The following is a 12,528-nucleotide window of genomic DNA, read 5'->3' as shown; positions in this document are numbered from 1 at the left end:
GTTCGTCTGCAAATGGGATGAAAGCTTCGGAGCCTACCTTTCAAAGAAGATAAGTGAAGGCAAGCATTACAATGTTGCTGTCGGTCATGCGGCGAAAAAGCTGATACGCACCATCTATCGGATGGAACTTACAGGCGAAGCCTACCGAAAATAAAGAGTCTTTAACTTACATCCTTTTCTTAGAGCACCTTTTCAGATGCTCTGTTTGTCATGCAGTTTTCAAGGTACTAATTGAGGCTTAAGCCTGCCTCCAGGCTATCTAAAACACCTAACGATGTTTTATTCAAAAATCTTCATTTTCTTGTTGACTTTTAATAGTTAGTCTATTCTTATCATTTTTGTTAACAATTCTGCTGGTTTATAGGATAAAACCATTGTTTTTTATCGCTTTTATCCTACTTTTCATTCAAGCGCAGTGTTCATAACCCTGAAAATGTGGGATAACTTCAATAGTTTTTCCGGTTTTATCCCACACCTCTGAAAATCGGCTTGTATAGAATGGGATAAGTCTTACAGTTTTTTCAATCTTATCCTACATCCCAGCTACTCCCACATTTATCCAATGTTTGAATCGCTCACAGATAACAATTGTAATGATTTATATGAGTCATTATGCTCATTAAATCCATATCATTCCGTCCGTATAACAGTCCATATAATGGAAATAATCGTTTTGGGCATATAGTGCTTTTTATAGTTTCCAGCCACCTTTGATTTTTACAATTTTGTCCTTATAGCAACTTTTTGCGATGCCAGCCACCCCTCATGGAAGTTCAAATGGGCATATAGGCCGATTTCAAGACTCGAGCCACCCGTTACAGTGGTGGCGGACGGGCTCCTGACTATGAATAGGCTTTTAGCATACTCATTAGAGATTTGCTCATATAAAAACAAAAAGTATAGTTTTTAATTTTTTTATAAAAATGCATTGACGCATAGAAATAATAGTAGTAATATTTTATCAATTTAATAATTTAAACCAATGAAGCGGAAGAAAAAGCGCATTTTGCACCGAAAGAATTATCTTTCCAGAGAGTCCGGGATGGTGGAAGCCGGATGGTCGCGGGGCGCGTGGATGAGCACTTGTCCTTATATGGGCCGCTGAGGGCATGGGGAAAAAGAAAGAAATTTCTCTAGTATCCGTGACGTGAGGCTTACGTTAGTAGTCGGGGATATGTAGGTATCCTGCAAGAGCACGAAGTCATTTTCGTGAATCAAGGTGGCACCGCGGATAGTGTATAAATATTCGTCCTTGACAGAAAACAATAGGTTTTTCTGTCAAGGACTTTTCTTTTGCGTGAAAAGCAGAGCCATGCAGTTACGATTGCGAGCATGCTCGCATGCAATAGCAATCGTAACTATATGGCGAGCAACACGAACGAGGAAATGCGAAGCGATTTCGAGTTTGTGTCTGCTTTTCACGCAGAATAAGAGCCCTTGGCAGAGGCAACGAGAGGAGAATGCAAAATGATCAAAGAAGCAATCGTAAAAATTGTAAACAAAGAGGACTTATCTTATGACGAAGCCTACTCAGTAATGAATGAGATCATGAGTGGTGAGACAACACCTACTCAGAATGCGGCTTTTCTTGCAGCTCTTTCTACTAAGAGCGCAAGAGCAGAGACAACTGATGAGATCGCAGGTTGTGCTGCAGCCATGAGAGATCATGCTACAAGAGTTGATACAGGTATGGACGTGCTCGAGATCGTAGGAACAGGTGGAGACAACGCTGGAAGCTTTAACATCTCTACTACAACAGCAATTATTGCAGCAGCTGCAGGCATCAAGGTTGCAAAGCACGGAAACAGAGCAGCATCATCACTTTGCGGAACTGCAGACTGCCTGGAAGCACTTGGAGTAAATATTGATCAGAGTCCTGAAAAGTGTGTTGAGCTTCTCAAAGAAGCAGGAATGTGCTTCTTCTTTGCTCAGAAGTACCACACATCAATGAAGTACGTAGGCGCTATCAGAAAGGAGCTTGGATTCAGAACAGTGTTCAATATCCTTGGACCTTTGACTAATCCGGCATCACCTAAGATGCAGCTCCTTGGAGTTTATGACGACTATCTTGTTGAGCCTCTGGCGCAGGTACTTGTAAACCTTGGCATCAAGCGCGGAATGGTTGTATATGGAATGGACAAGCTCGATGAGATCTCACTTTCAGCTCCAACCAAGATTTGTGAGATAAAGGATGGATGGTATAAGACATTTACCATAAAGCCTGAAGACTTCGGCTTTGAGACTTGCGATAAAAACGATCTCAAGGGCGGAACACCACAGGAAAATGCCAAGATCACTCTTGATATCTTAAGCGGAGTTAAGGGGCACAAGAGAAATGCAGTTCTTTTAAATGCTGGAGCAGCTCTTTATATCGGAGGCAAGGCACAGTCCATGGCAGATGGAGTAAAGCTTGCAGCCGACATAATTGATTCAGGTAAGGCAAAAGAAACACTGGGTAAGATCATAGAAGTCAGCAACAGATAAAGAAAAACAGCAATGAACCGGGAGCCCAAAATGAATATCTTAGAAGAAATTGCAGAGTACACAAAGACAAGAATTGAAGAAGAAAAAAGGGTAAGGCCATTTGATGAAGTAAAAAAGATGGCGCTGTCACTTCCAAAGGGAGACTTTTCTTTTGAGAAGGCACTGAAAAAAGATGGAATTTCTTTTATCTGTGAATGTAAAAAGGCATCTCCTTCAAAGGGAATAATAGCAGAGGAGTTTCCTTACGTTCAGATAGCCATGGACTATGAGAAGGCCGGGGCAGACGCGATATCTGTTCTGACTGAGCCCAAGTGGTTTCTTGGGAAAAATGAGTATCTGAAAGAGATATCAGAGAAGGTCAGTATTCCCATCATTCGAAAGGACTTTACAGTTGATGAGTACATGATCTATGAAGCCAGGATTTTAGGGGCATCAGCAGTTCTTTTGATAGTTTCGATTCTTTCAGAGAGCCGGATAAAAGAGTACTTGAATATCTGTGATGAACTTGGTATTTCAGCAATCGTTGAGTGTCACGACGAAAAAGAAATTGAGACAGCCCTTAAGGCAGGCGCCCGGATCATTGGTGTGAATAACAGAAATCTGAAGGACTTCAGTGTTGATATAAGCCTTGGAAAAAGGCTAAGGGATATGGTTCCCAAAGATCTGGTCTTTGTTTCAGAAAGCGGTATTAAGTCAAATGAAGACATAAAAGCGCTAAATGAAATAGGGGCAGATGCAGTCCTTGTAGGTGAAAAGCTTATGAGGGCAGAGGATAAAAGTAAGGCTTTGGCGACACTTAAAGGAGCCTGAAGAGAGAAGAGAAATGACTAAGATTAAACTTTGCGGACTTAAAAAGAAGGAAGACATTGCTTCCGCAAACATATTTAAACCTGATTTCATCGGGTTTGTATTTTGGAAAAAGAGTAAGCGCTATGTTGATCCTGAAACAGCGAGGAACCTTAAGGATGGCCTAAACAAAGATATAAAGGCAGTTGGCGTTTTTGTAGATGAGGATCCTGACGAAATAATAAGGCTGATAGGTGAAAAGGTCATAGATGTGATACAGCTTCATGGTCACGAGAATGAGAGCTATATAAGGCATTTGAGACTCCACACGGATAAGCCAATAATCAAGGCGTTTATCATAAAAAATGAAGAGGATATCAATATTGCCAATGAAAGCATAGCGGATTACGTGCTCTTAGATGCAGGGCTCGGAGAAGGGAAGAACTTTGACTGGGAGCTACTTAAAAATGTTAACAGACCATTCTTCTTGGCGGGAGGTCTTTTCCCTGAAAATGTCAAAGAGGTGGTACTCAGGATAAAGCCTTTCGGAGTTGATGTGAGCTCCGGGATAGAGACGGACGGACATAAGGATGCTTCCAAAATGGGGAGCTTTGTAGCAAACGTAAGACTTGCAGCGCAACTGTGAAAAGAGATTGAGGAGTAGACAATGGAAAATACAAAGGGAAGATTTGGAGTTCACGGAGGTCAGTATATTCCTGAGACTTTGATGAATGCGGTAATTGAACTTGAAAATGCATACAACAGATTTAAGGACGATCCTGAGTTTAACAGGGAATTGACAGAGCTCTTAAATGAGTACGCAGGCCGTCCTTCAAGGCTTTACTATGCCGAAAAAATGACAAAGGACCTGGGCGGGGCAAAAATCTATCTAAAGAGAGAAGATTTAAATCATACCGGTGCCCATAAGATCAACAATGTTTTAGGTCAGGCACTTCTTGCCCAAAAGATGGGAAAGACAAGACTTATCGCAGAAACAGGCGCAGGTCAGCACGGCGTTGCAACTGCCACAGCCGCAGCCCTTATGGGAATGGAATGTGTAGTGTTCATGGGAGAAGAGGACACAAAGAGGCAGGCGCTCAACGTCTACAAAATGAAACTCCTAGGAGCAGAAGTTGTGCCTGTTACAACAGGAACAGCAACCTTAAAGGATGCTGTTTCTGAGGCAATGAGAGAGTGGACAAGGCGCATTGATGATACCCATTACTGCCTTGGCTCAGTTATGGGGCCACATCCTTTCCCGACTATTGTAAGAGATTTTCAGGCAGTTATCTCTAAAGAGATAAAAGAGCAGATGCTTGAAAAGGAAGGAAGACTTCCGGATGCTGTTGTAGCCTGTGTCGGTGGGGGATCAAATGCTATAGGTTCTTTCTACAATTTCATAGAGGACAAGGAAGTAAGGCTTATCGGTTGTGAAGCTGCCGGAAGGGGAATTGATACTTTTGAAACTGCAGCTACCATAGCTACAGGAAGAGAAGGAATTTTCCACGGAATGAAGTCATATTTCTGCCAGGACGAATATGGGCAGATAGCCCCTGTTTATTCTATTTCTGCAGGACTTGATTATCCGGGAGTTGGTCCTGAGCATGCTTACCTTCACGATATAGGAAGAGCAGAGTATGTGCCAGTTACAGACGATGAAGCAGTTAATGCATTTGAATATATGTCGAAGACAGAAGGCATCATTCCGGCAATAGAATCTTCACACGCTGTAGCATACGGAATGAAGCTGGCAAAAGAACTTTCAAAGGACAAAATAATAGTGATAACAATTTCAGGAAGAGGCGATAAGGACTGCGCAGCGATCGCACGCTACAGAGGGGAGGATATCAATGAGTAACATAAAAAAAGCTTTTGAAAACGGAAAGGCATTTATACCATTTATAACCTGTGGAGATCCTGATCTTGAGACCACCAAGGCTTGCATATATGAAATGGTAAATGCAGGTGCTGACCTTATTGAACTTGGAATACCATTTTCTGATCCAACAGCAGAGGGGCCTGTTATCCAGGAGGCTAATGTGAGAGCTCTTTTAGCAGGGACTACTACAGACAAGATATTCGACATGGTAAAAGAGGTAAGAGAAACGGTTAGCGTGCCTATGACTTTCATGACCTATGCTAATGTTGTCTATTCATATGGCCCTGAAAGATTCATATCAAAATGCAGGGAAGTCTTGATTGACGGCCTTGTTCTTCCGGATATCCCTTATGAGGAGAAGGGCGAGTTTATAGACTTGTGCAACAAATATGACGTTGACCTTGTTTCCCTTATAGCACCTACATCTGCAGATAGGATATCCATGATCGCAAAAGAGGCAAAAGGTTATATTTACCTTGTATCAAGCCTTGGAGTAACAGGAACCAGAACAGAGATAACAACTGACCTTGCGTCAATAGTTAAAGTCATCAGGGACAACACTGATGTTCCATGTGCCATAGGCTTTGGAATATCGACTCCTGAGCAGGCTGCCAAAATGGCATCTGTTTCAGACGGAGCAATTGTAGGTTCCGCCATTATCAAGCTCATTAAAGAGCATGGAAAAGATGCGCCCAAGGTGGTTGGAGAGTACGTACGGAAAATGAAGGAAGCTGTGTAGAGCAAAAGTATACACATGGAGAAGACGACATGAAGATATATCCAAGCTACGAAGAAGTTAAGGAAATCGCGAAGGAAGGAAAGTATAAGGTTGTTCCGATCAGCACCGAGATTCTTTCTGATTTCACGACACCAATAGAGACTCTAAAGAGACTAAAAAACGTATCAAAGCATTGCTACATGCTTGAGTCTGCAAGTGCAGATATGAAATGGGGAAGATATACATTCCTTGGCTATGAACCAAAGCTTTCCATCACTTGTATGGATGGCGAGATCAAGGTAGGAAGCCTTGCTATAAAAAGCGATGATCCATCAGATTATATAAGGCAGATATTAGATGATTACAAAAGTCCAAGGCTTGAAAGACTTCCTTCATTTACCGGTGGCCTTGTGGGATATTTTGCCTATGACTACTTAAAGTACAGCGAGCCGGAGACCAAGGTAAATGTTGAGGATTCAGAAGGATTTTTTGACGCAGATCTTATGCTATTTGATAAGGTAATTGCTTTTGATCATGTTAAGCAAAAAATTATAGTAATAGTAAACATGTTCCTGAAGGATGAGGAAGAGGGCTACAATAGCGCTGTAGCTTCCATTGAAAATCTTGTAAGGCTCATCCGTACAGGTGAAAAGAAAGAAAAGCAATCAGGAAGACTTTTGGGAGATGTGACAGCTCTTTTTACCAAAGATGAGTACTGCAGCATGGTTGAAAAGGCAAAGGGCTACATCAGGGAGGGCGATATTTTCCAGATAGTTCTATCTAACAGGCTTTCCGCCCCGTTTGAAGGAAGCCTTCTTGATACCTACAGAGTGCTTAGAACAGTGAATCCATCACCTTATATGTTCTATTTTTCAGGGACGGATATAGAAGTTGCAGGGGCTTCTCCTGAGACATTGGTAAAGCTTGAGGAGGGCGTCCTTCACACATTCCCACTGGCTGGAACCAGGAAAAGAGGCGCCACAGAAAATGAGGATATAGAGCTTGAAAAAGAGCTTATTGCAGATGAGAAAGAGCTCGCAGAGCACAATATGCTTGTGGATCTTGGCCGCAATGATATAGGAAAGATCAGTAAATTTGGAACTGTGGAAGTTGAAAAACTCAGAGAAGTTGTGAGGTTTTCCCATGTTATGCATATTGGCTCAACAGTTAAGGGAATTATAAGAGATGATAAGGATGCGCTAAATGCCATAGAATCAGTACTTCCTGCGGGGACATTGTCCGGCGCACCCAAGATCAGGGCTTGCCAGCTTATAGGAGAACTTGAGAACAATAAAAGAGGCATATATGGCGGCGCAATCGGTTATATCGACTTTACAGGGAATATGGATACCTGCATTGCTATCAGGATCCTTTATAAGAAAAACGGCAAGGTTTTTGTAAGGAGCGGAGCAGGGATAGTGGCAGATTCAGTTCCCGAGAATGAATATGAGGAGTGCCTTAACAAGGCAAAGGCCTGTCTTTCAGCCCTTAACATGGCGCAGGAGGAAGAACTATGATCTTACTGATTGATAATTACGACAGCTTTTCTTACAACCTGTATCAGTATGTTGGTGAGATAAATCCGGATATTAAAGTTATCCGAAATGATGAAAAGACAATTGAAGAGATAAGAGCCATGAAGCCAAGTCACATCATTCTTTCACCGGGACCTGGAAGACCAGAGAATGCCGGTGTGATAATTGACGTGGTAAAAGAGCTTTCAGGTGAATTCCCTATTCTTGGCGTATGCCTCGGACATCAGGCCATCTGCGCAGCCTTTGGGGCTGAGATTACTTATGCAAACAGGCTCATGCATGGTAAGCAATCGCTCACAGAGCTTGATGTCACATCTCCTATATTTGCAGGATGTGATGAAAAGACTAATGTAGCAAGGTATCATTCTCTTGCTGCAAACGAAAAGACTCTTCCGGATGAACTAAAGGTCATTGCCAAAACTGTTGAAGGGGAGATCATGGCAGTAAGCCATGTGTCAAAAGCTGTTTATGGGCTTCAGTTCCATCCTGAATCTATTCTTACACCTGAAGGGAAGAAAATGCTTAAAAACTTCCTTATGCTCTGATAAAATGGAATTATGATCAGGAGGATTGTTTTATGTGGCCAATTATAATTATTCCGTTTTTAGGAACAAGTTTAGGCGCAGCCTGTGTTTTCTTTTTTAAGAATTCAATTGGTGAGAATCTTCAGAAGGCATTTACCGGATTTGCTGCAGGAGTCATGGTTTCAGCTTCGTTTTTCAGCCTGCTGATTCCTGCGATAGATCAGTCACAAAATCTGGGAAAGCTTGGCTTTTTACCTGCATCTATAGGATTTGCAGTTGGAATGCTTTTTCTTCTGTGTCTTGACGTACTTGTACCTCATATGCATATGGATAACAGTGAAGAGGGTGTAAAGTCGGGACTTAAGAGAACGACAAAGCTTGTACTTGCTGTAACTCTTCACAATATTCCCGAAGGAATGGCTGTCGGTGTAGTATGTGCAGGTTGGCTCTATGGAAGTGAGACAACAAGTTTTCTCGGAGCCATGTCCCTTGCCATAGGTATCGCTATTCAGAACTTCCCTGAGGGCGCAATTGTGTCGATGCCACTGCTTGCCGAGGGTGAATCCAAAGGCAAGACATTTTTGTATGGTGTATTATCGGGAATAGTTGAGCCTATCGGAGCACTTTTAGTTGTTATGGCAGCTGGACTGTTTGTGCCATTAATGCCATATTTCTTAAGCTTTGCGGCAGGAGCCATGATCTACGTTGTAGTAGAGGAACTCATACCTGAAATGGCAGAAGGAAAGCACTCTAATATTGGAACCATTTCTTTTGCCCTTGGATTCATCATTATGATGGCTCTCGATGTAGGACTTGGCTGATTAAAAAATAGAAGAAAACTAAAACGCTCCATCCTGTATTATGCAGGACGGAGCGCTTTATTTAGAGGAAAAATTATAATAAAGAATCAAGTTTGCTAGCCAAAATATCTGCTGGCATAGCACCGGTAAGTGTATCAACAAGCTCGCCATTTTTGAACAAAAGGAAACTTGGAATTGACATTATGTTATATTTAGCTGCAAGCTGGTTTTCTTCGTCGGAATTAACCTTACCAACCTTGATCTTTCCATCATATTTCTCTGCCATCTTATCTACGATTGGCATCATCATTTTGCAAGGACCGCACCAGTCTGCGTAGAAATCTACGAGAACAGGGATGTCACTCTTTATAACTTCTTCTTCGAAATTTGCTGTTGTAAATTTATATTCCATAGTGTATTACCTCCGTTTAATCAATCATTTGTTTTCGATAAATTAAATTTAGCACAATTTAATTTGATTGTCAACAATTAAATTGTTAAAGAAAAATAAACGCCGGTAAAGTGCGATAATATGCGATTATTTCGAGCTTTTTTGGCAAAAAAGAAATATGTATATTTGGAAGTATATGTTATACTAGGTCTTGAAAATAAGTAATTGAAAGGGGATATTGATATGATCAATGGAATGGGACTTATCACAGGTCTTATTATTGGTGCTATTGCAGGATGGATTGCAGGAAGATTTATGAAAAATGAAGGAAGCCTTTTAAGAAACATCATTCTTGGTGTTGTAGGTGGCTTCGTAGGAAATCTTGTTCTTGGACTTGTTGGTATCCATGGAAGCGGCATCATTGGTAACCTGATCGTCGGTGTTATCGGTTCCTGCATCGTAATATATGCTGGAAAAAAGCTTTTAAAGTAATTTTGGAAAGCTCCGGAAGAAAAGTTCTTTCGGAGTTTTTTCTTGATGTTTGGAGGTCTTGTTTTGAAAGACAAGTTAAAAACCCTTTTTTTATCAACCCTATATCTTAGTGCATTTACCTTTGGAGGCGGCTATGTGATCATAACCCTTCTTAAAAATAAATTTGTAGATGAACTGAAATGGATAAGTGAAGAGGAAATGCTGGACTATGTTGCCATCGCCCAGTCTTCACCGGGCCCTATTGCAGTAAATGGGGCAATAGTAATAGGCTATAAAATATGTGGATTTCCGGGAATACTGGTTGCAGTGTTGGGAGCCATAATTCCTCCTTTCGTCATCCTTACGGTTATATCTGCTTTCTATGCGGCCTTTAAGACCAATCCGTATATACAGTCTCTTTTGTTCGGTATGAAGTCAGGAGTAAGCGCCGTTATTGTTTCAGTAGTATGGGATATGGCCTTTGGAATTGTAAAAAAGAAAGATGTGTTCCTTATAGTTATCATGGCTGCAGCATTTATTCTCAATTACTATCTCAAGGTGAATGTGATACTTATTATAGTTGCAACACTCATAATAGGCATTTTAAGGTCACTTATAAAAGCAAGAGGTGAAAGAGTATGAGTATATATTTAGAATTATTTTTTGCCTTCTTGCAGGTGGGAGCCTTTAGTTTTGGTGGCGGCTATGCAGCAATGCCACTTATCAGTTCGCAGGTAGTTGAAAAATATGGATGGCTAAGTGCAGCTGATTTTGCAGATCTTGTAACTATAGCGGAGATGACACCGGGACCAATAGCTGTAAATGCGGCAACTTTTGTAGGCAATCAGACAGCAGGAATACCCGGAGCAATAGTGGCAACAGTAGGAGTTGTTCTTCCTTCATGCATATTTGTTACTTTTCTGGCGCTCCTTTATACCAAGTACAAAGAGCTTCCGGTGTTAAAAGATGCACTGTTATCCCTGCGCCCTGCAGTTGTTTCCATGATATTTGCAGCCGGCCTTATGATCTTAATTCCAACCATATTTAAATCAGGAAGTGTTGAATTTACAGATGGGAATTTTTCGGTAAGACCTTTTATTTTGTTTGTCCTTTCTATTTTTGCTCTGAGAAAATGGAAATTAAATCCCATTCTTGTTATGGTCCTATGTGGAGTTTTTGAAGTCATAGCTTCTCTGGTGTTTTAAATAATTGATTCTTATTAAAAATGCTTGCGCTGAACGCGTAAGCATTTTGCCTTGTGCGAAATGACGACATATATATTATGCTATAATGATAATGAACAGAAGAGATAAAGAAGACTATTTAAATTAAAGGAGTAAAGGAGCACTTATGGAAAACGCATATCTTATTTCAGAAAATATCCTTAGGTATATCGTAGAGTTTTCAACGCTTATACTGGAAATGTTTGGTATATGCATTTTGGTTTTCACAGCGATTAAGAGCTTCATATTATGGATAAAGAAATATGACTCAATAAGGCTTGAATTGGCACAGGGTATAGCACTGGCACTGGAATTCAAGCTTGGCGGCGAGGTTCTTAGAACAGTCGTAGTCAGAGAGTGGGCAGAACTCGGAATCCTTGGTGCTATCATAGCCCTGAGAGCTGCCCTGACCTTCCTCATCCATTGGGAAATCAAAAACGAAGAAAAAGCCCTTGAACCCAAGAAAAGCGATTCAATTGATTAAAATAATGTTAGTAATGTGAAAGAAAGAATTTATGCAGATAGATAGAAGAAAAGTCAGGGAGCAGTTTGCTTCTTACACAAGAAATTATGATCCTGAGGATACAAAGATTGCTTTAAAGATAGCTCATACATATCGTGTGGCAGAAACCTGTGAAAAAATTGCCAGGTCGATTGGTTTATCGGATGAAGATGTAGAATTTGCATGGCTCTCCGGGATGCTTCATGATATAGGAAGATTTGAACAGGTAAAAAGATATAACACTTTCATAGATTCTGAATCAGTAGACCATGCAGAGTTTGGCGCAGATCTTTTATTTGGAGATGAGCACCTCATACTGAATTATAGTGATGAAAGGTCTTTTGATGAGATGATGGAAACTGTCATCAGACAACATAACAAGTACAGGATTGATGAAACAGTTGCCGGAGAAACTCTTACGTTCTGTAACATCCTCCGAGACGCGGATAAGGTTGATATCTTAAGAGTAAATGTAGAGACACCTATGGAAGAAATATACAACGTTTCTGAGAATGAGCTGTTATCATCAGGGGTTTCTGAAAAAGTAATGGATCAGGTAAGAGCGCATCATGCAGTAAATCGTGATGTAATGGATTCACCGGCAGAGCATCTGATCGGTCACATTGCTCTTGCCTTTGAACTGGTATATCCAAAGAGCTGGGAGATTGCAAAGGAACAGGGGTACATTTATAAGATGTTCGATTTCCCTTCAAGGAATGAGAGTACATTAAAGGCACTTAAGAATACTAGGGAAGAACTGGAGAGGTTTTACGAAATTATTTGATCCATTATGATTTGTGAATTATACGCGGGTGATGTATAGGAAACATCCCCCGCGTTGTTTATTGTGTAGCATCTTTAATAAAACCCCCTGCTATGCAGGGGGACAACAGCTGCTTTAGCTTACAGTAGAAAACCTCCCGTGATAGAATTACTTACGGTTCGCCAACCAAAGTAAAATCACAGGAGGTAGTCCAAAATGGACATGAATAGTTTATCACACACTAAATGGGAGTGTAAGTATCACATTGTATTTGCACCAAAGTTCAGAAGAAAGGTCGCATATGGCCAGATAAAGCAGGACATAGCAAATATTCTCAGTACACTATGCAAGAGAAAAGGAGTGGAAATCATAGAAGCAGAGGTGTGCCCAGATCACATCCATATGCTGGTAAGGATACCACCGAGCATGAGTGTATCAAGTTTCGTAGGATA

At 41.0% G+C, this 12,528-nt stretch carries 15 protein-coding genes; 14 read left to right on the top strand and 1 reads right to left on the bottom strand.

The window, feature by feature from the left end; genetic code table 11:
• Positions 1-1,467 precede the first annotated feature (1,467 nt).
• From trpD to BM146_RS18035, 8 genes are read left to right on the top strand one after another with little or no spacing between them, the layout of a single operon-like run.
• Entirely contained in the window at positions 1,468-2,484 is a 1,017-nt protein-coding gene (gene trpD, locus BM146_RS18070) for an anthranilate phosphoribosyltransferase (protein ID WP_074891977.1), read from the top strand.
• Between the two features lie 30 nt (positions 2,485-2,514).
• Positions 2,515-3,294, top strand: coding sequence for an indole-3-glycerol phosphate synthase TrpC (trpC, locus tag BM146_RS18065; protein ID WP_074891975.1), 780 nt, complete (start codon positions 2,515-2,517; stop codon positions 3,292-3,294).
• A gap of 13 nt (positions 3,295-3,307) precedes the next feature.
• Positions 3,308-3,916, top strand: coding sequence for a phosphoribosylanthranilate isomerase (locus BM146_RS18060; protein ID WP_074891973.1), 609 nt, complete (start codon positions 3,308-3,310; stop codon positions 3,914-3,916).
• A 21-nt stretch (positions 3,917-3,937) separates the two neighbouring features.
• Positions 3,938-5,128: a tryptophan synthase subunit beta gene (trpB, locus tag BM146_RS18055; RefSeq protein ID WP_074891972.1), complete on the top strand. Its 1,191-nt coding sequence runs from the start codon at positions 3,938-3,940 to the stop codon at positions 5,126-5,128.
• A complete protein-coding gene (gene trpA, locus BM146_RS18050; protein WP_074891970.1) occupies positions 5,121-5,888 on the top strand; it encodes a tryptophan synthase subunit alpha in 768 nt (255 codons plus the stop codon). Before trpB ends, trpA begins: the two co-directional genes overlap by 8 nt.
• A gap of 29 nt (positions 5,889-5,917) precedes the next feature.
• Positions 5,918-7,384, top strand: coding sequence for an anthranilate synthase component I (gene trpE, locus BM146_RS18045; RefSeq protein WP_074891967.1), 1,467 nt, complete (start codon positions 5,918-5,920; stop codon positions 7,382-7,384).
• Positions 7,381-7,947 carry an anthranilate synthase component II gene (locus BM146_RS18040; RefSeq protein WP_074891965.1) on the top strand — a complete coding sequence of 189 codons (567 nt, stop codon included), beginning with the start codon at positions 7,381-7,383 and terminating at the stop codon, positions 7,945-7,947. Before trpE ends, BM146_RS18040 begins: the two co-directional genes overlap by 4 nt.
• A gap of 32 nt (positions 7,948-7,979) precedes the next feature.
• The gene (locus BM146_RS18035; protein WP_074891963.1) at positions 7,980-8,747 is read left to right on the top strand and encodes a ZIP family metal transporter; all 768 of its coding nucleotides are present in this window, start codon (positions 7,980-7,982) and stop codon (positions 8,745-8,747) included.
• Positions 8,748-8,820: 73 nt separating this feature from the next.
• Here BM146_RS18035 and trxA read toward each other — a convergent pair whose 3' ends face one another.
• Positions 8,821-9,138 (bottom strand): thioredoxin, encoded by a 318-nt coding sequence (trxA, locus tag BM146_RS18030; protein WP_074891961.1) that lies wholly within the window; start codon positions 9,136-9,138, stop codon positions 8,821-8,823.
• A 222-nt stretch (positions 9,139-9,360) separates the two neighbouring features.
• Between trxA and BM146_RS18025 the strand changes: the two genes are divergently transcribed.
• The 6 genes from BM146_RS18025 to tnpA form a co-directional block, all read left to right on the top strand.
• Positions 9,361-9,609 (top strand): GlsB/YeaQ/YmgE family stress response membrane protein, encoded by a 249-nt coding sequence (locus tag BM146_RS18025; RefSeq protein WP_022774913.1) that lies wholly within the window; start codon positions 9,361-9,363, stop codon positions 9,607-9,609.
• A 63-nt stretch (positions 9,610-9,672) separates the two neighbouring features.
• The gene (locus BM146_RS18020; RefSeq protein WP_330391873.1) at positions 9,673-10,230 is read left to right on the top strand and encodes a chromate transporter; all 558 of its coding nucleotides are present in this window, start codon (positions 9,673-9,675) and stop codon (positions 10,228-10,230) included.
• Entirely contained in the window at positions 10,227-10,793 is a 567-nt protein-coding gene (locus BM146_RS18015) for a chromate transporter (protein WP_074891957.1), read from the top strand. Before BM146_RS18020 ends, BM146_RS18015 begins: the two co-directional genes overlap by 4 nt.
• Before the next feature lie 145 nt (positions 10,794-10,938).
• Positions 10,939-11,295, top strand: coding sequence for a DUF1622 domain-containing protein (locus tag BM146_RS18010; RefSeq protein WP_074891955.1), 357 nt, complete (start codon positions 10,939-10,941; stop codon positions 11,293-11,295).
• Positions 11,296-11,326: 31 nt separating this feature from the next.
• Positions 11,327-12,097 (top strand): HD domain-containing protein, encoded by a 771-nt coding sequence (locus BM146_RS18005; protein WP_074891953.1) that lies wholly within the window; start codon positions 11,327-11,329, stop codon positions 12,095-12,097.
• Between the two features lie 195 nt (positions 12,098-12,292).
• Positions 12,293-12,528 (top strand): IS200/IS605 family transposase (gene tnpA, locus BM146_RS18000; RefSeq protein WP_143087459.1); only part of this gene is annotated, 236 nt, incomplete at its 3' end.

The sequence above is a fragment of the Butyrivibrio proteoclasticus genome, assembly GCF_900115735.1.
GTDB classification, from domain to species: domain Bacteria; phylum Bacillota; class Clostridia; order Lachnospirales; family Lachnospiraceae; genus Butyrivibrio; species Butyrivibrio proteoclasticus_B.
This window is presented reverse-complemented; position numbering and strand designations above follow the sequence as displayed.